Annotated in this window: 23 protein-coding genes; 21 read left to right on the top strand and 2 right to left on the bottom strand. The window is 40.2% G+C overall.

Annotated features, from left to right (window positions below; translation table 11 throughout):
- Positions 1-3: 3 nt before the first annotated feature.
- A complete protein-coding gene (locus tag AB3489_RS11240; protein ID WP_368292953.1) occupies positions 4-948 on the bottom strand; it encodes a trigger factor in 945 nt (314 codons plus the stop codon).
- A 207-nt stretch (positions 949-1,155) separates the two neighbouring features.
- Between AB3489_RS11240 and AB3489_RS11235 the strand changes: the two genes are divergently transcribed.
- Positions 1,156-1,869, top strand: a complete 714-nt coding sequence (locus AB3489_RS11235; RefSeq protein WP_368292952.1) for a Crp/Fnr family transcriptional regulator — start codon at positions 1,156-1,158, stop codon at positions 1,867-1,869.
- A gap of 140 nt (positions 1,870-2,009) precedes the next feature.
- Here the strand turns inward: AB3489_RS11235 and AB3489_RS11230 are convergent, their stop codons facing one another.
- Positions 2,010-2,987, bottom strand: a complete 978-nt coding sequence (locus AB3489_RS11230; protein WP_368292951.1) for a trigger factor — start codon at positions 2,985-2,987, stop codon at positions 2,010-2,012.
- A 358-nt stretch (positions 2,988-3,345) separates the two neighbouring features.
- Between AB3489_RS11230 and AB3489_RS11225 the strand changes: the two genes are divergently transcribed.
- The 20 genes from AB3489_RS11225 (at position 3,346) to AB3489_RS11130 (ending at position 23,326) form a co-directional block, all read left to right on the top strand.
- Positions 3,346-3,759, top strand: a complete 414-nt coding sequence (locus AB3489_RS11225) for a YlqD family protein (RefSeq protein ID WP_368292950.1) — start codon at positions 3,346-3,348, stop codon at positions 3,757-3,759.
- Complete coding sequence (locus AB3489_RS11220; RefSeq protein WP_368292949.1) at positions 3,756-5,369, top strand: molecular chaperone GroEL; 1,614 nt, start codon at positions 3,756-3,758, stop codon at positions 5,367-5,369. Before AB3489_RS11225 ends, AB3489_RS11220 begins: the two co-directional genes overlap by 4 nt.
- Positions 5,370-5,429: 60 nt before the next feature.
- Entirely contained in the window at positions 5,430-6,629 is a 1,200-nt protein-coding gene (locus AB3489_RS11215; RefSeq protein WP_368292948.1) for a 4Fe-4S binding protein, read from the top strand.
- A complete protein-coding gene (locus tag AB3489_RS11210; RefSeq protein ID WP_165904896.1) occupies positions 6,622-6,771 on the top strand; it encodes a hypothetical protein in 150 nt (49 codons plus the stop codon). Before AB3489_RS11215 ends, AB3489_RS11210 begins: the two co-directional genes overlap by 8 nt.
- Before the next feature lie 29 nt (positions 6,772-6,800).
- Positions 6,801-8,390 (top strand): chaperonin GroEL, encoded by a 1,590-nt coding sequence (gene groL / locus AB3489_RS11205; protein ID WP_368292947.1) that lies wholly within the window; start codon positions 6,801-6,803, stop codon positions 8,388-8,390.
- Positions 8,391-8,689: 299 nt separating this feature from the next.
- On the top strand, positions 8,690-9,370 hold the full coding sequence (locus tag AB3489_RS11200; RefSeq protein WP_368292946.1) for a DUF1638 domain-containing protein: 681 nt from the start codon (positions 8,690-8,692) through the stop codon (positions 9,368-9,370).
- 313 nt (positions 9,371-9,683) lie between these two features.
- Complete coding sequence (locus AB3489_RS11195; RefSeq protein ID WP_368292945.1) at positions 9,684-10,370, top strand: Crp/Fnr family transcriptional regulator; 687 nt, start codon at positions 9,684-9,686, stop codon at positions 10,368-10,370.
- Between the two features lie 251 nt (positions 10,371-10,621).
- Positions 10,622-10,927 (top strand): dehalogenase, encoded by a 306-nt coding sequence (locus AB3489_RS11190; RefSeq protein WP_368292943.1) that lies wholly within the window; start codon positions 10,622-10,624, stop codon positions 10,925-10,927.
- Between the two features lie 13 nt (positions 10,928-10,940).
- Positions 10,941-12,323, top strand: a complete 1,383-nt coding sequence (locus tag AB3489_RS11185) for a reductive dehalogenase (RefSeq protein ID WP_368292942.1) — start codon at positions 10,941-10,943, stop codon at positions 12,321-12,323.
- 246 nt (positions 12,324-12,569) lie between these two features.
- Positions 12,570-13,262, top strand: coding sequence for a Crp/Fnr family transcriptional regulator (locus tag AB3489_RS11180; RefSeq protein ID WP_368292941.1), 693 nt, complete (start codon positions 12,570-12,572; stop codon positions 13,260-13,262).
- A gap of 305 nt (positions 13,263-13,567) precedes the next feature.
- Entirely contained in the window at positions 13,568-14,755 is a 1,188-nt protein-coding gene (locus AB3489_RS11175) for an IS256 family transposase (protein ID WP_131930284.1), read from the top strand.
- Between the two features lie 282 nt (positions 14,756-15,037).
- A complete protein-coding gene (locus tag AB3489_RS11170; RefSeq protein ID WP_368292939.1) occupies positions 15,038-15,346 on the top strand; it encodes a dehalogenase in 309 nt (102 codons plus the stop codon).
- A gap of 13 nt (positions 15,347-15,359) precedes the next feature.
- A complete protein-coding gene (locus AB3489_RS11165; RefSeq protein ID WP_368292938.1) occupies positions 15,360-16,754 on the top strand; it encodes a reductive dehalogenase in 1,395 nt (464 codons plus the stop codon).
- Between the two features lie 521 nt (positions 16,755-17,275).
- Entirely contained in the window at positions 17,276-17,962 is a 687-nt protein-coding gene (locus AB3489_RS11160) for a Crp/Fnr family transcriptional regulator (protein WP_025205306.1), read from the top strand.
- A 128-nt stretch (positions 17,963-18,090) separates the two neighbouring features.
- Positions 18,091-18,792, top strand: coding sequence for a Crp/Fnr family transcriptional regulator (locus AB3489_RS11155; protein WP_368292937.1), 702 nt, complete (start codon positions 18,091-18,093; stop codon positions 18,790-18,792).
- A 185-nt stretch (positions 18,793-18,977) separates the two neighbouring features.
- A complete protein-coding gene (locus tag AB3489_RS11150; RefSeq protein ID WP_368292936.1) occupies positions 18,978-19,286 on the top strand; it encodes a dehalogenase in 309 nt (102 codons plus the stop codon).
- Between the two features lie 13 nt (positions 19,287-19,299).
- Positions 19,300-20,721, top strand: coding sequence for a reductive dehalogenase (locus AB3489_RS11145; protein ID WP_368292935.1), 1,422 nt, complete (start codon positions 19,300-19,302; stop codon positions 20,719-20,721).
- 261 nt (positions 20,722-20,982) lie between these two features.
- Positions 20,983-21,291, top strand: coding sequence for a dehalogenase (locus tag AB3489_RS11140; protein ID WP_368292934.1), 309 nt, complete (start codon positions 20,983-20,985; stop codon positions 21,289-21,291).
- 14 nt (positions 21,292-21,305) lie between these two features.
- Positions 21,306-22,679: a reductive dehalogenase gene (locus AB3489_RS11135; protein ID WP_368292933.1), complete on the top strand. Its 1,374-nt coding sequence runs from the start codon at positions 21,306-21,308 to the stop codon at positions 22,677-22,679.
- A gap of 338 nt (positions 22,680-23,017) precedes the next feature.
- Positions 23,018-23,326 carry a dehalogenase gene (locus AB3489_RS11130; protein ID WP_368292932.1) on the top strand — a complete coding sequence of 103 codons (309 nt, stop codon included), beginning with the start codon at positions 23,018-23,020 and terminating at the stop codon, positions 23,324-23,326.
- Positions 23,327-23,340 lie beyond the last annotated feature (14 nt).

Below are 23,340 nucleotides of genomic sequence, written 5' to 3'. Positions count from 1 at the left end.
AAATCAATTATTGATGATATTCCATTCATATAGGTGCTTGATAATCTTTTCATGCAGCAGACTTTGTTTTAAGAGTTCGGGGGTAGGGAAAAGCTTTTCAAACATTTGTTGATCCCCCTGGATTCCTTCAAGAATCTGCGTTCTTCCTGATTCTGCTTCTTCATCGGAAATACAAATATTTTCAACCCGTGCTAACTCCTTAAAAGCCAAACTGAGGAGAAGCTGTTGTTTAGCAAAAACAGCACAGTCCTCATAGAAATATTCATCAGCCTCACTTGAGCCAAAAGGTGTATTTGCATTTTGGTTCTTTATGATCTCATAGTCTTTAAGCGCATTGGTTATTACTTGCTGTGTTTCTGCTGCCAGTATTTCCTCGTCCAATTCATACGTTGAGCTCTCGATAATAGTGTCTAGGATGGTTTGTAGATCATTTTCCTTTATGGTTTGCATGCTTTCGGCTATAATGGACCTGCGGATTTTCTCTTTCAGCATTTCCATGTCCGAAACTTCAGGATCCACTTCATGGATAATTGCGTCTGTGATCTGCAGTTGTTTTGCCGGCCAAACTTCTAGTACTGAAGCTAGAAACTCAGCTTTCTTGCCTGCAACATGTTGTAGTGGACTGTTTTGCGGAATATCAATAATCATTTGGAAACGATCCGCTTTCTTTTTCCCGATGGCATTTTTGAATTGGTCAAACATCATTGGATCGCCAACTTTGTATTTCAAGTAGGATGAACAAAGTTCGGAAACAGCCAAACCGTCGCAAGTTGCAAAAATGCTGACTGCAACCTCATCCCCTTCTTCGACGACTCTATTGGTTTTTGACCATTGGTCGATCATTTTTAAAACAGATTGAATCACTGCATTCTCTAACTCCGCTTCTGTAGGCATGGGCTGAGAGGTGATTTTCATTCCTTTATACTGACCCAGTTGAAAATGATGCATTGATAGTGCCTCCATTTAATATAAAAATAATATGAAAATTGCAGTCATAACACTTTCATGTTATCATAAATTAAGCATCTAAATTTTAGCATATGCCAACCTTGAAATCAAATGCAAAAAAACAATCGATTATTTAGATTATTTAATGAACTTGAAGTATCTTTATGTTTTTGATCATCCGAATTTTTTAGGAGAAGGGGAAAATTAATGGATGATAGGATGATGGATGATAATATAAAGAGAAAAATTCCTGATATTTTAATTCCTGAAACATTTAATCGAATTGAACATTTGGGAATGTACACGCATCTCGCAAATACCCGAACCTTTACCAAAGGAAGCATTGTACTCGGACAAGGTGCAGAATCTAATTCTATTGTATATGTACAATCAGGATGTTTATCCGTAGGTATCGGGATGGAAGATGGTCATAATAAATTCCTGTTTAATATCACTGAAGGTTGTATTGGAATGACAACATTTCTCAGTGAATATCATGAATTGCAAATTCATGCGGTCAAAACCAGTACAGTTTGTTTTTTCCCCATTGCGCAAGTTCTGAAAATTTTCCATGACGACGAACAAGTAATCCTTGATATCTTGCAGAATATTCTCAGTAAAGTGTATTATTTTATGGCACATGCCAGGGATTTAAACTATTCCCGTCCTTCTAGTAGAGTGTTCCGCTTGCTCTATAATCTTTGTATTCATGAAGGGAAGTTTGTAGGCGGTAGTTATGTCATAACTTCAAAGCTCACGCAGAAAGCAATAGCGGATATTACGGGGACACATTATGTAACGGTTTGCAAATTATTTAACATACTTGAAAAACAAGAAGTCCTCAAAAAAGTCAAAAATAAAATTTATATTTATGATCTTGAAAAACTAAAAAGTTTAATCAATGAAGTTGTTGAGTACTAAGCTACGCGGACAATATTTGTGGATTTTAAGACATGCCGGGCGAAACTTTCCGGCATGGTCTTTTTTTAGCCCAAGTTTTCATGGTACAGTTTAACCCGGACTAAATAATTCGATAAGATAATATAGTAAAATATTTTCGGCTATTGGAATGTAAAAATTCTTTCGTAATCACTTTTGCCGTAAATATCGCAACCGTTCCATTTCCAAAGAGCGTGAATAATCTTTTCTCTAAACAAGTAGTCCCCCAAAAATTCATCATTTGGAAAGAGCTGACTGAATTGCGTTTTGTCGGGAGATGTTTTTAAGAAGAAAGATTTTGCTTCCTGGATTTCTTCCGGACTGATGTCGATGTTTTCCAGCCGTGCAATTTCGGTCAGAATGAGTTCTTCGACAAGGGTTTTCTCAGCCAACGCCATGTTCTTCGTTTCAAACATTCTGTTATCTCCGGACATAAGCGCTTCAAGATTTTGAGGATTCCCTGACGAGAAAAGCTCCTTTTGCGATTGGGCATTAAGAATATCCAGAACTTCCTGGAATTCCTTTTGATCTAAAGTATATTCTGAACCCGAGGCAATGGCGTCAATCATGGATCGAATTCTTTCTTCCTTGATCTTTTGTAACCAGTTTTCAGAGATTATTTTGCGTAAATTGGCCTGCAGCTCATCTATTCCAGAAACCTCAGGATTAATTTGCCTGGCGATTTCATCCGAGAGTTCAACGGGTAGTCTATGGTTAACTTCATGGATGGCAATCTGAAAGGTAACTGTTTTTCCGCCCATCCGTTCAACGGTGAAACCTTCGGGGAAAGTAACAGACAGCACTAAATCATCTCCAGCTTTGTGATTGATAATCTGGCTGAAAGCCTCAAGAACAGAAGGATCCCCCAAGGTAAACTTCAGATTCGAATTCGATAACTCCGGAACGAACATATTGTCGCATTCCGCACGAAGGCCAATGACAACTTCATCACCATACACGGCAGGCATATTATTTTTTGCCCATTGGTTCGCCAGTTTTTTTACAGCTTCCCTCGCCCCCAGGTTCAAATCATCTTCGGAAAACATAGATACTGGAGGAAGCTTTAATCCTTTGTATGATCCAAGTTTGATTTCATGCATGCCCAATCTACTTCCTTTTATTTTTTTGTTGTTATTTTATCATGGAATAGTCTATCATAAAATAGTCTATCACACTTTAATATACGCAAATAAAAAAATGTTTTTTATGATAGGAGGGGTTAAAAATAGCCTTTTGTGGGGATATTTAGGAGCAGATGAAAAATAAGGAGAGGAAATTAAGCAAAATACTGACACATTAATTCTTATTTAACAAAAAATAATTCTTATTTTACAAAAAATACGATAAAATATTGTCAGGATATGCAATTATGGTATACTTAATTAGCATGTTTTAAAGATTTATTTATTTAACTAAGTTAAGATTTTAATGCATAATAAAACACAAGGAGAAAATCATATGGAATCTATCAAAATTTTCAGAGAGATTACGCTCAAGCAAATTGTAACGGAAGAATCCAAGGAGAGGACCCGTAAGCAATTGCGCGAACAAATGGTAGCTTTGAACGATGAAAAGACAGAGTTTGAAGAAAACAAAAACAAAATGCTTACAGAATTCTCGTTGAAAGGAGCAGAAGCTACCCAACTTAATCAAATCCGGCAGCAATTTGATTCGCAGGGTACAAAATTTCATGTCGGGATGGACGAAATTAGAATGAATATGGTTTCGATTGATGAACTAAAATCTGGTGAAGAAATCGTGATCGGTTCGGTGGAAGGACCTTATGAACTGAAGGTCGGAGATAAGTTGGAAACGGCGACCAAAGCTGAAATTGTCTTTAAAGACGGAATTGTCGTGGAGATAAGGCAATGACCTCACAGGAAAAAACAACGGTTACATTGAATGAAGAAGCCCGGTATGCACTGGCCAGGGGCGTTGACAAGGTAGCTGATTTGGTGAAAGTAACGCTTGGGCCTAAAGGAAGAAACATTGTCATTGAACAGATGATGGGTTATCCTCTGGTTACAAAAGACGGCGTAACGGTTGCGAAACACATTAATTTGCCTGATCCTCGGGAAAATATGGGAGCCCGTTTATGTAAGGAAGTTGCCAGGCAAACCAACGACATGGTCGGCGATGGTACTACGACGTCGATCGTCCTTGCACAAGCCATTGTGAAGGGTGGAATGCCGTTGGTCGAAGCGGGGGCAGACCCGATCCGTCTTAAAAAAGGGATGGAAAAGGCCGTACAGGCAGTCAGCCAAGAAATTGGAAGGCTAGGCATTCCGGCTACTCCGGAAACTGTTTCCCAAGTTGCATCCATATCGGCTAAAAGCCGCTTGACGGGAGAACTTATTGCTCAGGCAGTAGAAAAAGTTGGACAGAATGGGATTGTAACCGTCCAGGAAACCATTGAACGGCGTACTTTCATTGAAACATCGGAAGGTATGGAATTGGAGAGTGGTTATCTCTCATCGTATTTCTTATCGGAAAACGATCGTATGATTCTAAACTTGGAAAAACCATATATTTTGATGACAGACCAGATGATTGACAATATCCAGCAAATTAAGCGCGTTCTTAATTGGTGTATCTGGGAGAAAAAACCCCTGTTGATCGTAGCAAAGCAAGTAACAAAAGATGTGCTGGGAATGCTGATTACGCATAATACGGAGGCTAGGGAGGCCAAGGCGATCGCAGTTCAGGCTCCAGGTACCGGAGAGTACCGTCTTGGTATTTTGGAGGACTTGGCAGTCAAGACAGGCGGTTCTGTTTTAGTGGAAATGCTTGGGTTATCGTTAGAAAATATTGAGAAATCCATGCTTGGTAATGCAGAAAAAATTATTGTCACGCGTCAAAAAACGACTGTAATAGGTGGTGGTGGCAGCAGTGAAATGATTGAAGAGAAATCAAACCAGCTGAGAGCACTAATCAGACAAACATCAGAGTCTGGGGAGCGCCAGAAGCTGCAAGAACGGATCGCCAAGCTTTCTGGTGGAATAGCCGTTATCAGGGTCGGCGCTGATACGAAAATTGCGCTAAAAGAACTTAAAGACCGTGTTATAGATGCTGTACAGGCTTCGAAAGCGGCGGTGGAGAGTGGAGTCGTCCCTGGCGGAGGAACAACCTATGTAAGGGCAGCAAAAGTACTTGATGATTTAAAAGCGGATTCAGAGGATGAGCTATCCGGTATCCGTCTCATTCGGCAGGCTTTAGCCGTACCGTTACGCCAAATTGTAAGTAATACCGGTGGTAACGGAGACAAAATTGTGGAAATGACCAGCAAGGCTGCACCTGGCATGGGATACGATGCAATGTCAGGGAAATTTGTAGACATGATGGCTGAAGGGATCGTAGATCCGGTTGCTGTGACAGTTACCGCGTTGAACAAGGCTATGGGTATTGCTTCGATCCTCCTTACAACAGAAGGGGTCATTGATAAACAATATCAGTTTACAATTGATCTAAGTACCATGATTTAAGTTAAAAAAACAGATTGTTTTTATATTTGTTTCAAGCCATAAAAAAGAGAGGCCAGTTTTATGAAAAAATTTATCTTAATCGCTAAAAAATTTATGCCATTATTTGCTATTGTAATTTTGGTTTTGACAATGGTATATGGGTACCACGCCAATAAAATGGATCAGGATGTTGTCCAAGGGTATTACCAGCAGTTGTTTCCGAAAGCAGACCATTTTGATTCGATAAGTGACCGGACGGCCAAGGCAATAGGCGCAGATGGAAATCTTATGGCTTATGTCGGAATCTGCAGTAATGTTGGCTATGGGGGGCCCATGATGGTAGGGACTATCATCAATCCGACCGGGGGTATTCAGGATGTAGTGGTCCTGCAGCATAAGGAGACTCCTTCTTATCTCAACAAGATAGCCCAGGCCGGCTATTTCCGCCAGTACACCAAAAAAAATGCGGGTGATTCGCTGGTTTTGGACGCTGACATTGACAGAGTATCGGGGGCAACGCTTTCCACACGGGCTATCGCAAAATCTGTGAATGATGTTGCACATACCGTGGCCGTCCAAGAATTGAATGTTACACCTAAAAAAGCAGAGATCTCCTGGAATATAGGAATAAAAGAAGTCGCAGTTGCTTTACTTTTTATACTTTCTGTTTTCATACCCCGTTTCAAGCAATTGGCGAAGTACAGGTTGGTATTTCTGGGACTTAGTATCGTTATTTTAGGTTTTTGGTTAAATAGGTCATTATCGATGGGACACATCAGTGCGCTGCTTCTTGGATACTTCCCATCTCCGAGCGAAAATCTGATATGGTATCTGGTTTTGTTGGGAGCATTGGCACCTGCTTTAATAACCGGTAAAAACATCTACTGTGCGTATGTTTGTCCTTTCCACGGCTTGCAGGAAGCCACCCACATGATTAGTAAAGTCAATATACCGATCGGAAAATATGTTAAATGGTTCCATGCGATAAAAGAAGTTATCTTGTTTTTAGTTTTGTTCTTTGCCTTCCTCTTTATAAACCCTTCGTGTTCCAGTTTTGAACCCTTTGGAACGATATTTGGCTTAAACGGATCCAGTAATCAGTGGTATTTGCTTTTTGTCATATTGCTTACCAGCTTTTTCTACCGTCGGTTCTGGTGTGTTGCATTTTGTCCGGTTGGGACATTTGTGGACAAGGTCGCACAACTGGGACGGAAAATTCGGGAGATCATTGGGTTGTCTTCCAAGAAAAAGGTTAGAAAGGTGGAGAATATGAATGTCTGAAAAGGCTGAAACCGTAGTGAAACCTGAAGATCAAGAAGTGGGGAAGAAAAAGACAGAAACTTCTACAATTTTGCTTTTTGCTTTGTATGGTCTTACCATCTTGCTGATTGTTTTGGTTTTGATGAGTAATTTGAATGCCTGATGATTTCTGAATAATGAGGAGTAATCAACATGGATACAACATTGTTGGCCGGGGAGAAGGCCAGACAATCACTCGCAGCAGGAATAGACCTTATCGCCTCTTGTGTTAAAGTTACACTGGGACCAAAAGGAAGAAATGTTGTTTTAGACCCGGTGGTTGGTCTTCCGAAAATTACAAATGACGGCGCTAGTATTGCCAGTATCATTTCCACAACTAACCGGTTCCAAAATTTAGGATGCCAAATTATCAAAGAAGTATCGGATAAGACCAATGATAGGGTGGGTGACGGGACAACGACATCGATTGTTCTGGCCCAGGCCATGATCCGGGAAGGAATGAAGAATATTGCGGCAGGAAGCAATCCCACTTCTCTTATCAGCGGGATAGAAAATGGAATTGAAAGCGCTATTGAGGCTATTCAAAAAGGCGCAGTCAAAATATCCAGTTTGGAGAAGGTTAAGCAGGTGGCTACTGTATCGTCAGGAGATCCGGAGATCGGGAGGCTTATTAGCGAAGCTGTAGAAAAAGTTGGTTTCCATGGGATGATCATGGTAGAAGAAGATCAAGCGCTGAAAACCCGGTTAGAGATTACGGAAGGGATACGTTTTGACAAGGGATGTTTTACCCCGAAAATCGTGAAGTCTTGGGAGAAAAAAGAAGAGGTTTTGGAAGACCCGTATATTCTTGTAACCGATACCAAGATTAGTTATATCTATGAGATTTTCTCCATCATGGAGGAGGTTGTAAAAAGCGGCAAGCCGCTTGTGATTATAACCGAAGATATTTCTATTGATTTGCTTGCTCTTCTGCTTGCAAATAAGCAAAAAGGGACCATGAATGTCATTGCTATTCAGACCCCAGGTCATGGGGAGCGGCGTAAAGCTTACTTGCAGGATATAGCGGTTATTACTGGTGCCACGGTTATTTCAGAAGAGGCCGGGATCCCACTTGAAGAAGTACAAGGATACCACTTAGGAAGAGCAAAGCGGATTCTGGTTGATACGAAGAATACGACCATTATTGGCGGACAAGGTAACAAAGAAGAAATTGAGGCGCGTTGCGCTGAAGTACGTGCGGAATATGAGCCTTTGCTTCCCGGCTGGAGAAAAGAGAAACTTCAGGAAAGGTTGGGGTGGCTGCAAGGGGGAATAGCCATCATTAAAGTCGGTGCTGCAACGAGACTGGAAATGAAGGAAAAAAAGGATCGGATTGATGATGCCGTCAATGCAGTAAGGGTAGCGATTGAAGAAGGGATTGTCCCTGGCGGAGGTATCGCTTTGCTCGAAGTAACAGATGCATTGGCAGAGATCAAGCTGGATGATCCTGAAGCTATGGTCGGACTGCGGATTGTCCAAAAGGCTTTGGAGGCACCTTTACGCCAGATTGTTGAAAATGCCGGCGAAAACGGGGATTCCGTCATTGAAAACGTTCAGGAACTTCCTGCCGGATATGGTTATAATGCTGCCGAAGATAGTTACGTTAATATGATAGAAAACGGAATCATCGATCCTGTCCAGGTAACTTATACGGCATTGAAAAATGCTGCCTCTATTGCATCGTTAGTTATCGGCGCAGAAGGATTGATTATTAACAATGCTCCAAATTTCATGAATTTATAGGCTTTTAAACTTAAGAATCATATGTAATATATAAGTCCTTAAGTCGTTTAATATTAATTATCTTATTGAATTTTCTGAAAGCAGCAATAAAGGCTGCTTTCTTTTTATAAGTTCTATGACTGATAAACAATAAATATAATTGAAAATAATTACCTGAAAATAATTATTATAAATGTGGAGAAAGGTTATTGACATCTGATATGAACATGATTAAATTAAAATATAAACTATACACGTGTATACAATAAAAGAATTGCTCTTTTGATGCGTTTTCCATCTTGAGAAAGGGATTGATTAAAATGTCCAAGATTATCATTGCCTGTCAAACAATAAAAGATGAAGTTTGTTTAGCTTTGAAAGAGACCGGGGTAGATTATCCTGTACTATTCATTGAGTCGGGCCTTCACAACTATCCGGATTTACTTCGGAGAAGGCTTCAGGAATCCATTAATCAGCTGGAAAATGTTGATACGGTGCTCTTCGCTTTTGGTTACTGCGGTAATAGCCTGGTTGGGCTTACATCACCTACGGCTGCTCTGATAATCCCGAAGGCAGATGATTGCATTTCTTTATTATTAGGCTCTCACGAGCTTAGAATGAGTCTTTCCCGGGAAATGGGGACTTATTTTTTGACCAAGGGATGGCTTGATAATGAGAAAAGCCTATTGTCGGAATATCAGCATTATATAGAAAAATACGGATCAGCCAAAGCAGACATGATCATTAAAACCATGCTGCATCATTATAAAAGATTAATGATCATTGATACGCAAACTTGCCAGCCCGAGGAAATCATGGCCAAAACAGAGAACTTTGCTAAATCCTTAGAATTGCAACATGAAACAATTACGGGGTCATCGCGTTTTTTAAAGAAACTTTTTACTGGACCGTGGGATGAAGAGTTTATTACGGTAAAGCCAGGTGACACGGTAACGCTTGAGCATACGCTTACCGAGGAAAAGATGTTTTCGAATCTTTAATAATCAAAGATATTCCAATATTACTACAAGGGAGCGCAACAGAACTTAGGTTTTGCGGCGCTCCCTTGTTTGGTTATCGAATTCAAATTATTTCTGATCTTAGGTATAGCTAAAGTACAAAACTATAATAGGATTAAAATGAACTTGATAAAAGTAATTTATCAAGTTAAACAAGTCATTAACTTAATGTAGATTTTTTGAAGATTGCATGGTACGATTATGTCAGAAAAGTTATCCTACGCTAATATTATTAATGCGCACGTAACGATTATCTACGTCGTCCGCATAATTTTATTTGGGAGGGAAATGATTGATGGCGGATATTAACAGAGATTATTGTATTGTCCCAGATAATTTTTACCCTGTTAAAAGTCTTCAAAAATATGTTCATATGGGAGTCGTACGCAAATATCGGAAAGGGGATACCATTAGTTTTCCTGGAGAAGTACTTGACAAGGTCATCTATGTGGTCTCAGGAAAAGTTAGCATTTACTTTCTCGAAGATAACAAGCAAAAATTAATGTATTATGCATGCCGTTATTGTCCCATTGATGGGGCGTTTGGATTTAAAATTAGTCTCATGCATGTTGTTTCGGAAGAAAACAGTACGGTTTGTTTTTTTACGAAAGAACAGCTTTTTGAAATTTTTAGACAGGATGATGAAGCTCATCAAGATTTTCTTTTAAATTTTGCTTGTAAATGTGGCTTTTTTATGTATATCTCCAAAGAGATGGACCTTTATACTCCGACCGCCAGGGTTTTAAGAATGCTTTGTGAACTTTGCTTAACGAAAGGTAAGGTTGTTGATAATGTTTATGAGATAGATATTAAATTAACACAAAAGACAATTTCCGAAATAACAGGTGTTCATTTTGTAAGTGTCAGTAGAATTTTTGGATGGCTGAAAAAAGAAAAAATTGTGAATAAGACTCCAAATAAAATCATTATCTATGACTTGCCAAGGCTTAAAGATATGATAATTTTAAATAATACACATTAAATGCAAATGCCACCGAAAGGTGGCATTTGCATTTAATGTGTATTATTTAAATTAGATTTAAAACTTTAACGAATTTCAAGATAGATAAATATACTTATTTGTTAACAATATAAATCAATAATTTAAAATATCGAAAATAATAATTTATTATTGATTTTAGGTATAGCTAAAGTCAAAAACTGAAAAAGGATTAAAATGAACTTGATAAAAGTAATATTATCATTCGAATAAGCTAGGAGGAGGTGAAAAAAATGAGTACGTTCTTAATTTTTTTGGCGGGAATTCTTTTTTTAGCTGGTGTCCTTTTTATCAAACCTCGCGCGAAGCAGGATAAGACTTGGAAAACGGTAATTATTTGGACCTTATATGTTATTTTCTATGCTATCGCTTGTATGGGAGTTTCCTTTGTTTACATCAACGCCAGTGTAGGACATGTCAAGGCAACAAGCACAGCTATATTCCTGTTTGGGGGGATCTCACTGATTCTGGCTGTAGTCTTAGCCCGTGTATTAGGATTTATCGGTACAAAGAAAAAGGTCGAGTCATTACAGGCTTAGAGGAGGAAAATTGATGTCCGTAAATTCAGGAAATAAAGAAAAAGGACCAAAGCAAGAACTTTCAGTAAGCCGCCGCGGTTTTCTGAAAACCGGGGTAGCAGCTGCTGCGATGGGCGTCATGGGGGCGATTGCAGCGCCATCCAAGATGGCCAACGCAGCATCAGCCAGCCTAACTTATACCCCCCCTGCCGAAGGACAATGGTCAAAATTGCGTCCTGAAGCGAGTTATGGCGGAGCAACTGTCCGTTATGCTCAAAACAACGATCAGTGGCTCGGGACAACGGAGCTTGTTTCAAAAGTGATTCAAACAAATGAGAAAGATGCTGGATTCGCTTTGGCTTACAGAGGAGTATTAGGCGAAAAAGCAAAATACGGATTTCTCACACAAGGCCAAAGATATCCTATGATGGCTTCGTATTCAGCAGCAATTGCAGCACTCAGTCCATTAAAACTGCTCACTGGCGAGCCGAATAAAAATAAATTTGAAATTCCGGATCCGGAGCAAATGTCCCAGCACATTAAAGATTTTGCATATTATCTTCGATGCGACGAAGTGGGCATCGGTAATCTGCCTGATTATGCTTATTACAAAAGTAACATGGAGCCCCCTTTAGGTGCTTATGCTTCCCACGCTGTTCCCCCTGAGACGCCAATGGGAGATGTTCCTATCAATGATAAGATGCCTTACGTTATCGTTATGGCTTGTGAGCAGCATCTGGAAACCAGTATGGCTTCAACAGGGTATGACGGTATTTCCGTCGTCCAATCAATGCGGGCTTACCATTCAGCCGCCCAAGCAGCGATCATCATGGCAAATTATATTCGACAGCTGGGTTATCATGCCAGAGCACAACATTTTGGGAACTATGAGGTTGTTATAACACCTTGTCTAATTGCCGCCGGAATGGGTGAACTTACCCGGACAGGGGACTCTGCAGCTCATCCCCGTATCGGTTTCCGCCATAAGGCTTCAGCAGTTACTACGGATTTACCTTTGGCAGTGGATAAACCGATTGATTTTGGCATGTTGGATTTCTGCAGAGTGTGCAAAAAGTGTGCGGATAACTGTCCTGCCCAAGCGATTACCTTTGATGATGATCCTATACCGCACAATGGTTACCTCCGTTGGAACACGGATTCCACGAAGTGTTCGGTATTCCGCTGTGCCAACGAAGAAGGTGTTAACTGCGGCAGATGTATTAAAGTATGCCCTTGGAACTCCAAGGAAGATTCCTGGTTTCATGAAGCGGGACTATGGATCGGCAGCAAAGGTGAGACAGCTTCAAAATTCCTTAAAGCAATCGACGATATGTTTGGTTACGGAACCGAAGATGTCACCAAATATCAATGGTGGCTCGAGTGGCCGGAAAATTACAAAATTAAAATACCAACCTAATTAATATTTAATTTGTAAGTTTGGTTTTATAAGGGTGTCCCGAAAGTATCAGGAGAACTTTTGGGACACCTTTTTTATGTAGCAATCAGGATATAAGGTGTGTTTACAAAGACTATTCAACTTAATGTAGATTTTTTGAAGATGGCATGGTACGCTTATCTAAGAAAAGTTATCCCACGCTAACTTTGTTAATGCGTACGTAATGATTATCTCCGTATCATTTTATTTTGGAGGGGAAGTTATCATATGAATGAGATTATCAAAGATTACTGCATAATCCCAGATAATTTTTATCCTGTCAAAGGTCTTCAAAAATATGTTCATATGGGCGTAGTACGTAAATATCAAAAAGGAGAGTTTATTATCCCGGCTGGAGAAAAAATTGACAGAGTCATTTATGTGGTTTCAGGAAAGGTAAGTTTAAACTTTTTTGAAGATAAAAAACAAAAAATAATGTTTTATGCTTGCCGTCATTGTGTCGTTGATAATTTGTTTTCGTATCAAGTAATTCTTGGGAGCATTGTCGCAGAAGAAAAAAGTACGGTTTGTTTTTTCTCAAAAGAACAACTATATAAAATATTTAGAAAAGATGATGAAACACATGACGAATTCATTACAAATCTTACGTGCAAATGTAGCTTTTTTATGCATGTTGCCAAGGAGATGGACTTTTATAGTCCATCCGCCAGGGTTCTGAGACTGATCAATGAACTTTGCTTAACCAAAGGAAAGTTAGTTAATGATGTCTATAAAATAGATATTAAGTTAACACAGAAGACCATTTCAGAAATAACAGGTGTTCATTCGGTGACAGTCTGTAAAATTCTTGGATGGCTGAAGAAAGAGAAAATTATGCGGAAGACTTCGGATAAAATCATTATCTATGACTTGCAAAGGCTTAAAGATACCATTGATATGAATATGAAATATTATATGTAATGCCCCAAATGGCTCCATTTAGGTTGCTAACAAACTCCATGATCAAATAATTCATGGGGTTTATTTTTCCCCGAAAATAAACAAAAATTTACATCACAAATCGAGATTTATAAATGATCTTGGAATTTAATTATTTTAAAAATCTTAAAAACTGCTAATATCCAAAATTGAAAAAGAATTAAAATGAACGATAAGGTATCATTAATTTCGCAAATTCATAAATTGTCCTAAAAATAAGGACATAAACGCAACTGCTTGGTATGATAAAGTTACCACACAAAATCTACCAGGAAGGAGCTGCGAATATGTCTGAGAAAATTATACACTTAAATGAAGGTGCAATAAAGCAGGAGTTGAAAGAATTAGTCCGTCACAGTGTGGAGGAAACCCTGAATAAATTACTTGATCAGGAAGCCGCTGAGCTAACGAATGCCGGCCGGTATGAGCGATCAGAAGAACGAAAAGGTTATCGATCCGGCCATTATGAGCGGAATCTGACCACAACTTCTGGAGAGGTCAAATTGAAGATGCCCAAACTGAAAGGCGTTGCCTTTGAAACAGCAATCATTGAGCGTTATCGACGCCGCGAAAGCTCCGTAGAAGAAGCCCTAATTGAGATGTATTTAGCTGGTGTATCCGTCCGTCGTGTGGAGGACATCACCGAAGCACTCTGGGGGACGAAGGTATCCGCCGGAACGGTCAGCCAGTTAAACAAGAAAGTCTACGGTCACATCGAAACCTGGCGGAACCGGCCATTGAAGGGCAAATATCCGTACGTGTATGTTGACGGGATTTATCTCAAGCGCAATTGGGGCGGTGAATACGAGAACGTCGCGATTCTCATTGCTTTGGCCGTCAATGAAGACGGATATAGAGAGGTTATTGGTGCTGCTGAAGGAATGAAGGAAGACAAAGCCAGTTGGCAGGAATTTCTCAAAAGCCTAAAAGACCGCGGACTCACAGGAACACAATTATTCATCGGCGACAAGTGTTTAGGACTTTTAGAAGCAGTGACCGAAACCTTTCCGGAAGCTAAATTTCAACGTTGTCATGTTCATTTTTACCGGAATGTATTCTCAGTGACCCCGCGATCTAAGATGAAAGAAGTCGCTGCGATGCTTAAAGCTATTCATGCTCAGGAAGATAAAGAGGCGGCCAAAGAGAAAGCTATCGCTGTAGCAAAGAAACTTAAAGACATGAAATTAAAAGAAGCAGCCAAGAAGGTTGAGGATAGTATCTCAGAAACCTTGACCTATATGGATTTTCCTCAAGCTCACTGGACAAAACTGCGCAGCAACAATGTTATTGAACGGCTGAATCGGGAGATCCGCCGAAGAACCCGCGTAGTTGGTACCTTCCCGGATGGCAACTCTGCATTGATGCTGGTCTGTGCGCGACTCCGACATGTGGCTAGTAAAGCTTGGGGAACTAAACTTTATATGAGCATGAGGCATCTTGAAGAAATGAACAAGGAAAATAGCTTAGCTGGTTAATGCCGACATTTAACTAGAAATCTCTGGGGTAGACTTGACATGGGACCCTACGTCGGATGCTTCAATGGGTCGCGGGATGTGGCTCAAATGATGTATTCCTTTTGGGTAAGCCCCATCCCCTGATTTAGGGTAGCATCCGCCGCCCCCATATCAAGTCTTGCTCTGGGGTCAATATATATAAATCTATACCAAGCAGAAAATCAATTTTGCGAAAAATTATTGACAGTACCAAATGAACTTGATAAAGTTATAATCGAATAAGTTAGGAGGGAGGTGAAAGAAATGAGTATATTCTTAATTTTTTTGGCGGGAATTCTTTTCTTAGCCGGTGTCCTTTTTATCAAACCTCGTGCGAAGCAGGATAAGATTTGGAAGACCGTGATTATTTGGACCTTATATGTTATTTTCTTTGTTATCGCTTGTATGGGGATTTCCTTTGTTTACATCAATGCCAGTGTCGGACATGTCAAAGCGACAAGTACAGCGATATTCCTGTTTGGGGGGATTTCGCTGATTCTGGCTGTCGTCTTAGCCCGTGTATTAGGATTTATTGGTGCAAAGAAAAAGGTCAATGACTCATTACAAGCTTAAAGGAGGAAAATTAATGTCCGTAAATTCAAGTAATAAAGAAAAAGAACCCCGGCAGGAAGTTTCAGTAAGCCGTCGTGGTTTTCTGAAAACCGGGGTAGCCGCAGCAGCGATGGGCGTCATGGGGGCGATTGCAGCGCCATCCAAGATGGCCAACGCAGCATCAGCTAGTTTAAGCTATCAGCCCGCCAAAGGACAATGGTCGAAATTGCGTCCTGTTAACAACTATGGCGGTGCTTCAGTACGTTATGCTGAAATTAACAATCAATGCTTAGGTACATCCAAGATTGTTGGGCCAGTAATTCAAACAAACGAGAAAGACGCTGGATTTGCTTTAGCTTTCAGAGGATTATTAGGCGATAAAGCAAAGTACGGAATAATGACACAAGGCAAAAGATATCCTATGGCGGCTTCTTTTCAAATACCGATGTCACCCCTCGCGGCAATGGTCAGTGGCAAGCCAAATCCAAACAAATTCCAGATTCCGGACCCGGAACAGATGTCCCAACATATTAAAGACTTCGGGTATTATCTTCGCTGCGACGAGGTGGGTATCGGCGTTATGCCTGATTACGCTTATTACAAAGGCACCATGGCCCCGCCTTTAGGTGCTTATGTTTCTGGCGCTATCCCGCTTCAGACGCCTATGACAGATGTTCCTATCAAAGATAAATTACCTTACGTTATTTGTTTGGCAGTAGAGCAGCATTTGGAAACGAGTATGGCATCATCAGGGTATGACGGTATTTCAGTTGTCCAATCCATGCGATCCTACCATGCTGCTGCCAATGCGGCGGTCATCATGGCGAATTATATTCGCAGCCTGGGTTATAATGCCAGGGCACAGCATTATGTAAATTACGAGGTTGTTATAACGCCTTGTCTAATCGCTGCCGGAATGGGCGAACTTACCCGAACAGGTGACTCAGCGGCCCATCCCCGTATTGGTTTCCGCCATAAATCTTCGGCAGTTACAACAGATTTGCCTTTGGTAGCGGATAAACCGATTGATTTTGGCATGCTGGATTTCTGTAGAGTATGTAAAAAGTGTGCGGATAACTGTCCTGCCCAAGCGATTACCTTTGATGATGATCCTATACCGCACAATGGTTACCTCCGTTGGAATACCGATTCTAAGAAGTGTGCAGTATTCCGTTGCGCTAACGATGAGGGTGTTAACTGCGGAAGATGTATCAAAGTATGTCCCTGGAATTCCAAGGAAGACTCCTGGTTCCATGAAGCCGGACTGTGGATTGGCAGTAAAGGCGAGACAGCTTCAACATTTCTTAAAACAATTGACGACATGTTTGGCTACGGAACTGAAGATCTTACCCAATATCAATGGTGGCTGGAGTGGCCGGAAAATTATAAATTTCAGATACCAGCTGTACCAACTGTACCAGCTAAGTGATATTGCTTAATTTCTGATTTATTTAAGAGGGTGTCCCGAAAGTATTAAGAAACTTTTGGGACATCTTTTTTATGTAGCGAACCTTTAAAAGATCGTCCGAACCGCATAGGGCTTTCAGAATCCTTATTATATAGAATAAATTGTCAAGTATTTTTTATAAATCGCAACGCTTATAAGAGGGATGCAACTAAATTATAATCATCAACTAATTTGTATATTTTAGTGTTTGTTAATATTTGCATGAATTTTTTTTTAATACAAATACATGCTATTATTTATAATGACTGCTTTCCAAATGGCGCTTAATATGACCTTTTTATATGACCTCTTCCAACTCGGTGCAGTTACATTAGAAGGTCAATTAGTATACAAAATTTTTCTTAGCAATAATATTATCATACGCTAATATCGTTGATTCCTTTTTTGGTGTACGCTATGATTAATTTAGCATATGCAAACAATTATCCTAAAGATGACATAAATTTTTTGGTATGTTTAAATTTTTTAAGGGGTGAATGATTATGAAGGAAACTCTTAAAGAGCAACTTATCCCAGATTCTTTTCATCCTATAGAAAGATTGCAGAATTTTGTCCATATGGGGGTAGTCCGTAATTATCAAAAAGGGGAAACCGTTGTATTACCTGGAGAAACAATAGATAGAATAATATATGTACTTTCCGGTAAACTCACTGTAAATTTTCTGAATGATGACGGAAGGCAAAAATTGATGTACAAGGCTGGGCAATATTCCATAGTTGATCGACTATTTCCGTTAGAAAATTGTTTTGTTCATGTTATTTCAGAAGAAAAAAGCAAAATCTGTTTTTTTACCAAAGAGCAGCTTTTTATAATCTTTAAACAGGATGATGAAATTCTTAATGAATTTCTCGTAAACTATTCATCAAAATGTTTTCATTTTATGAATGGATCAAAGGAGATGGCCCTTTACAACCCATCGATTCGCGTTTTACGATTGATTCATGAATTATGTCTTACTGAAGGTAAAGTAGTTGACAACGTCTATGAAATAGATGTGAAATTATCTCAAAGGGCAATTTCAGAAATGACGGGTGTCCATTTTGTTACAATTTGCAGAGTATTTAGCTGGCTAAAAAAAGAAAATATTTTGCAAAAAACAACAAATAAAATTATTATTAATGATTTGGAAAGGCTCAAGGAAATAATCAATGAGAACAGTAAAAACTAAACACCGGCAGCGGTGTTTTTTTATGTTTTTTCACAACTTTGGCCAAGATCTTAGCCTATGCTAAAAAAGGATATTAAGGATGTTATTAGAATTTGCTTTGGGAACTCTTTTGCGGGGAGGAGACAAAAATGGAAAGGGTAATAAGCAATCACTATAGTATTCTGCCAGGTAATTTTTATCCGATTTTGAAACTATGTAATTATACGCATTTGGGGGTCATACGTAATTATCGCAAAGGAGATACGATTGTTTTGCCTGGAGAGATCATTAATAAAGTTGTATTTGTGCTTTCGGGGAAATTGGGTATTAGCTTTATGAATGATGATGGAAGGCAAAAGTTTATGTTTTACGCTGACCCTTTTACTTTTGCGGACCGATTATTTGCTATTGAGGAATGTTTTGTTCATGTTGTTTCAGAGGAAAGGAGTACGGTTTGCTTCTTCGATAAAGAACAACTTCTTAGTATATTTCAACAGGATAAAGAAGTACTTATTGAATTTATTACCTGTTATGCATCAAAATGCACTTATTTTATGCGTGAATCTAAAGAAATGGCAATTTATAAACCATCAGTCCGAGTTTTAAGGTTGCTTTATGAACTCTGCCGTCAGAAGGGAAAAGAAGTTGACCAAGTTGGCCATGTTTATGAGATTGATGAAAGAGTATCACAAAAGGCGATATCCGAAATAACCGGTGTTCATTTTGTGACAATCTGCAAACTATTTCGCTATTTGAAGAAAGAAAATATTCTGAAGAAAAATTCAGGCAAGATTATTATCTATGATTTGCCACGGTTACAAGATTTGATTGAAGAGTGGATGAAAACTTGAAAGCAGCCGAAAGACCATTAGATTGTCGACAAAGTCATTGTCGGCATTTTTTTTATTTATACCTTTATAAAAAAAAATAATTTGTAAAGAAAATTCTTATACCAGACTAAGTCTGGTTTTGTTAAATTCAATACAATGTAAATTGATGAGGATATTAACGAAAAGATAAAAGGAGGTGAAAAACAATGAGTACTTTTTTAATTTTCTTAGCGGGTGTCCTTTTTTTAGCCGGTATTCTTTTTATCAAACCGCGCGCTGCCAAAAATAAGAATTGGCAAACAGTGCTGGTATGGGCTTTATTCGTCGTTTGGTATTTTATCACATGGATCGGGATTTCCTTTGTTTACATTAATGCCAGCGTAGGGCACGTAAAAGCTACAAGCACCGCAATCTTCTTATTTGGAGGAATTTCCGTGGTGCTGGCTATCATCTTAGCGCGTATCTTGGGATTCATCACGATGAAGAAAAAAGTAGACCAAACGTCACAAGCCTAAAGGAGGAGAACTGATGTCAGAGATTCCGGAAAAAAATGATAAAAAACCCAATCAGCAAACACGCTTAAGCCGACGGGGTTTTTTAAAGGCAAGTGCAGGGGCCGCTGCAACGGCCCTTGGCGTGGTGGGAGCAATTACAAGCTCGCCCGGAGTGGCAAACGCTGTAATTGATCTCGGGTATAAAAACTCATTATATAAACAAATGGATTATACACCAATTAAGGGCCAATGGTCAAAATTAAAACCAAAAATGGATTACGGCGGTGCTTCAGTCCGGTTTGTAGAGCATAATGATCAGTGGCTTGGAACATCTCAGATTATTGGAAAAGTAGAGAGAACGAATGAATCTGACGGTGGATTTCCATATGCAATTCGAGGATTGCTGGGAACGAAGTCCCAATATGGATTTGTTTCGCAGGCGATAAGATATCCTCTTGGAGATGCATTAATGCTTCCAACGCAGGAAATAAGCAAACCCAATATTGTAAGTGGTACTCCGAAACCGGATAAGCTTCCGATTCCTGATCCGGAACAAATGTCTATGCATATCAAAGACCTTGCGTATTATCTGAGAGCGGATGAAGTAGGGATTGGGAAAATGCCGTCCTATGGCTACTACAAAGCTGTTATGGATCCGCCTGAAGGAGCCTATGCTGCCGGCATTGTTACCCTTGAAACTCCTTATGTAGATGTACCTGTTACGGAGTCAATGCCTTACGTTATTTGTGTTGCTGTAGAACAGCATTGGGAGACTTATGCGGCTTCAACGGGGTATGACGGAATCTCCCTTGAACAGTCATTCCGCAGCTATCATGCTACAGCCAATATTTCTGTCGTCATGGCACAATACATTCGTAACTTAGGCTATCATGCCAGGGCTCATCATTTTGGAAATTATGAAGCGGTTATGGGGCCTTTATTGATTGCGGCGGGAATGGGAGAGCTTACTCGTACGGGGGACTGTGTAGCGCATCCAAGAATGGGTTTCAGAAATAAAGTAGCGGCAATTACGACAGATCTACCTTTGTTACCGGACAAACCCATTGATTTCGGTATGCTGGATTTCTGCAGGGTATGTAAAAAATGCGCCGAAACCTGCCCAAACCAAGCGATAACCTATGATGTGGATCCTGTTGAATTTAACGGCTATCTGCGCTGGAATACCGATGCATATAAATGTGCGGCATTTAGAACCGGCAACGAGGAAGGCGTTAACTGTGGCAGATGCGTAAAAACCTGTCCGTGGAATTCCAAGGAAAAATCCTGGTTCCATGATGTCGGAATATGGATCGGCAGCAGAGGGCAGACAGCTTCATCACTGCTTAAGAAAATTGATGATATGTTTGGTTACGGAACTGAAGAGATTACCCGATATAAGTGGTGGCTGGAATGGCCGGAAATGTATAAGATCAGAATACCGGCAGATAAGCAATAAATAAGTGTATCTAAATGAAACTGTTGCCAGCGGATTGATCGTTCGCTGGCAACAGTTTTTTTAATTCAAAAGCATACTGTTTAAAGGCGGCATTAGCTAAAGAAGCCTTAGTTTTAGTACCTATTCTTTATTTGTATACAAAAAAGTGTCAAATTATTAATAATTCTCTATGAAAATTAACATCGATAACACCCAACTATTGAAAGATAAGTACAATAAAGTTTGCACAAATACAATTTGCAAGACAAAGGAGGTGAAAATATGAGTACTTTATTGATTTTCCTGGCGGGTATTCTTTTTTTAGCGGGGATTTTATTTGTCAAACCCAGAGCCAAGCAAAATAAAACATGGCAAACCGTGGCTGTTTGGGTGACCTTCGTTGTTTGGTTTTTGATAACATGCATGGGGGTATCATTCGTTTATATTAATGCCAGTGTAGGGCATGTCAAAGCCACAAGTACAGCTATTTTCCTATTTGGGGGAATCTCGGTCGTGCTGGCCGTCGTGTTGGCCCGTATTTTAGGCTTTATTGGTACGAAGAAGAAAATCAGCGAGTCTTCACAGGCTTGAAAGGAGAAAAATGGATGTCGGATCATTCTGAAAGTAAATCGTTGCCCAGGCAGGTAAGCCGCCGCGGCTTTTTAAAAACCGGTGTGGCTGCCGCAGCTATGGGTGTAATGGGGGCGATCGCAGCTCCATCAAAGATAGCAAATGCGACTGTAAGTACCTTAAACTATACGCCGGAAAAGGGACAGTGGTCAAAACTACGCCCAACTCCCAACTATGGCGGTGCTTCAGTGCGCTTTGTCGAGCAAAACGACCAGTGGTTGGGAACAAGTAAGATTGTGGGGCCGATTAAAAAAGGCAGTGAATACGAATCAGGTTTTACTTTGGCGCTTCAAGGGAAACTGGGAGAAAAGGCCAGATGGGGATTCATTTCCTTTAACAAGCGGTATCCGTTAACAGATGGAATAGGCTTTGCAATAGGGACGATTAGCCATGATGACATTTGTATTGGTGTCCCAAACCCTGAAAAACTTCCAATTCCCGATCCGGAACAAATGTCTCAGCATATGAAAGACGTAGCGTATTATCTCAGGGCAGATGAAGTCGGTATCGGCAAAATGCCATCCTATGCGTATTATAGGGGCAAGATGGTTCCACCCCAGGGGCTGTTCCCTGCAGGCATTGTTCCGCCGGATGCGCCGATTTCCGAGATCCCGAACACGGAACCGGATTTGCCTTATGTTATTGCATTTGCGGTGGAACAGCATTTGGAAACCTATTTGGCATCGAACGGCTATGACGGAATATCTGCATGTCAGTCATTCCGGAGTTATCATGCCACAGCCAATATTGCGGTCATTATGGCCCGATATATTCGGAGTCTGGGTTATAATGCAAGGGCGCATCACTTTGGCAACTACGATCTCGCTATACCACCGGTACTGATTGCTTGCGGAATGGGTGAGCTCAGCCGCACGGGAGACTGCGTTGCTCATCCTAAAATGGGATTCCGCAACAAATGCGCCGCAGTCACAACGGATCTGCCGCTGGCGCCCGATAAACCCATTGATTTTGGGCTGTTGGATTTCTGCCGGGTTTGTAAAAAGTGCGCAGAGAACTGCCCTAGCCAAGCCATTTCTTTTGAAACAGATCTTGTGGAACAAAACGGCTACCTGCGCTGGGACAGCGATATGAAGAAATGCGCGGCTTTCCGGGCCGGCAATGACGAAGGTGTCAGCTGCGGCCGATGTATAAAAGTCTGTCCGTGGAATTCCAAAGAAGACTCCTGGTTCCATGAAGCGGGTCTCTGGATAGGCAGCAAGGGTGAGGCCGCTTCGACATTGCTTAGAAGTATTGATGATATGTTCGGTTACGGTACTGAAGAGATTCCTCAATATAAATGGTGGCTGGAATGGCCTGAGCTGTATAAAATTAGTATCCCAAGCAAATAAAAACAAGCGTAACGCTAAACCAATAACTTCCTTTAAGATACTATTAATAGTTTTATACTATTGGCAGTATCAATCAATACTATTTTCTAATAAGAAGCTGTTGCCGACAATTTTATGGTTTGTTGGCAGCAGCTTCTTATATTTCAGGGCCTAATAAAATACTCAATCTGTTTCGGCATATAATCTGTCAAGATAAGATATGGCCATTATGTTAACAATGATAAAAAATATTTAGTAGCAACGAAGAAAATATTAACAGCCGATAATGCCCAACATTTAATAATGAGTACAATGAAGCGTGTAAGGATACAATTTGTAAGATTAAAGGAGGTGAAAGAATGAGTACTTTGTTAATTTTCCTGGCGGGTATTCTTTTTTTAGCGGGAATTCTTTTTGTTAAGCCCAGAGCCAAGCAAAATAAAACATGGCAAACCGTGGCTGTTTGGGTGACCTTTATTATTTGGTTTTTTATAACATGCATAGGGGTATCATTTGTTTACATTAATGCCAGCGTAGGACACGTCAAGGCCACAAGCACAGCTATCTTTCTATTTGGTGGGATCTCGGTAGTACTGGCCATCGTATTAGCCCGCATTTTAGGATTTATTGGTATGAAAAAGAAGGTCAACGAGTCTATAAAGGCTTGAGGGGAGGAAAATTG

It is taken from the genome of Dehalobacter sp. TBBPA1 (assembly GCF_040931655.1).
GTDB lineage: Bacteria > Bacillota > Desulfitobacteriia > Desulfitobacteriales > Syntrophobotulaceae > Dehalobacter > Dehalobacter restrictus.
The sequence above is the reverse complement of the archived record's forward strand: the minus strand, read 5'-3'. Positions and strand labels throughout refer to the sequence as shown.

What these genes read in the sequence shown, in the direction of transcription:
- AB3489_RS11240 (WP_368292953.1), bottom strand. Translation starts at nt 948, where the DNA reads ATGCATCATTTTCAACTGGGTCAGTATAAAGGAATGAAAATCACCTCT.
- AB3489_RS11235 (WP_368292952.1), top strand. Translation starts at nt 1,156, where the DNA reads ATGGATGATAGGATGATGGATGATAATATAAAGAGAAAAATTCCTGAT.
- AB3489_RS11230 (WP_368292951.1), bottom strand. Translation starts at nt 2,987, where the DNA reads ATGCATGAAATCAAACTTGGATCATACAAAGGATTAAAGCTTCCTCCA.
- AB3489_RS11225 (WP_368292950.1), top strand. Translation starts at nt 3,346, where the DNA reads ATGGAATCTATCAAAATTTTCAGAGAGATTACGCTCAAGCAAATTGTA.
- AB3489_RS11220 (WP_368292949.1), top strand. Translation starts at nt 3,756, where the DNA reads ATGACCTCACAGGAAAAAACAACGGTTACATTGAATGAAGAAGCCCGG.
- AB3489_RS11215 (WP_368292948.1), top strand. Translation starts at nt 5,430, where the DNA reads ATGAAAAAATTTATCTTAATCGCTAAAAAATTTATGCCATTATTTGCT.
- AB3489_RS11210 (WP_165904896.1), top strand. Translation starts at nt 6,622, where the DNA reads ATGTCTGAAAAGGCTGAAACCGTAGTGAAACCTGAAGATCAAGAAGTG.
- groL (WP_368292947.1), top strand. Translation starts at nt 6,801, where the DNA reads ATGGATACAACATTGTTGGCCGGGGAGAAGGCCAGACAATCACTCGCA.
- AB3489_RS11200 (WP_368292946.1), top strand. Translation starts at nt 8,690, where the DNA reads ATGTCCAAGATTATCATTGCCTGTCAAACAATAAAAGATGAAGTTTGT.
- AB3489_RS11195 (WP_368292945.1), top strand. Translation starts at nt 9,684, where the DNA reads ATGGCGGATATTAACAGAGATTATTGTATTGTCCCAGATAATTTTTAC.
- AB3489_RS11190 (WP_368292943.1), top strand. Translation starts at nt 10,622, where the DNA reads ATGAGTACGTTCTTAATTTTTTTGGCGGGAATTCTTTTTTTAGCTGGT.
- AB3489_RS11185 (WP_368292942.1), top strand. Translation starts at nt 10,941, where the DNA reads ATGTCCGTAAATTCAGGAAATAAAGAAAAAGGACCAAAGCAAGAACTT.
- AB3489_RS11180 (WP_368292941.1), top strand. Translation starts at nt 12,570, where the DNA reads ATGAATGAGATTATCAAAGATTACTGCATAATCCCAGATAATTTTTAT.
- AB3489_RS11175 (WP_131930284.1), top strand. Translation starts at nt 13,568, where the DNA reads ATGTCTGAGAAAATTATACACTTAAATGAAGGTGCAATAAAGCAGGAG.
- AB3489_RS11170 (WP_368292939.1), top strand. Translation starts at nt 15,038, where the DNA reads ATGAGTATATTCTTAATTTTTTTGGCGGGAATTCTTTTCTTAGCCGGT.
- AB3489_RS11165 (WP_368292938.1), top strand. Translation starts at nt 15,360, where the DNA reads ATGTCCGTAAATTCAAGTAATAAAGAAAAAGAACCCCGGCAGGAAGTT.
- AB3489_RS11160 (WP_025205306.1), top strand. Translation starts at nt 17,276, where the DNA reads ATGAAGGAAACTCTTAAAGAGCAACTTATCCCAGATTCTTTTCATCCT.
- AB3489_RS11155 (WP_368292937.1), top strand. Translation starts at nt 18,091, where the DNA reads ATGGAAAGGGTAATAAGCAATCACTATAGTATTCTGCCAGGTAATTTT.
- AB3489_RS11150 (WP_368292936.1), top strand. Translation starts at nt 18,978, where the DNA reads ATGAGTACTTTTTTAATTTTCTTAGCGGGTGTCCTTTTTTTAGCCGGT.
- AB3489_RS11145 (WP_368292935.1), top strand. Translation starts at nt 19,300, where the DNA reads ATGTCAGAGATTCCGGAAAAAAATGATAAAAAACCCAATCAGCAAACA.
- AB3489_RS11140 (WP_368292934.1), top strand. Translation starts at nt 20,983, where the DNA reads ATGAGTACTTTATTGATTTTCCTGGCGGGTATTCTTTTTTTAGCGGGG.
- AB3489_RS11135 (WP_368292933.1), top strand. Translation starts at nt 21,306, where the DNA reads ATGTCGGATCATTCTGAAAGTAAATCGTTGCCCAGGCAGGTAAGCCGC.
- AB3489_RS11130 (WP_368292932.1), top strand. Translation starts at nt 23,018, where the DNA reads ATGAGTACTTTGTTAATTTTCCTGGCGGGTATTCTTTTTTTAGCGGGA.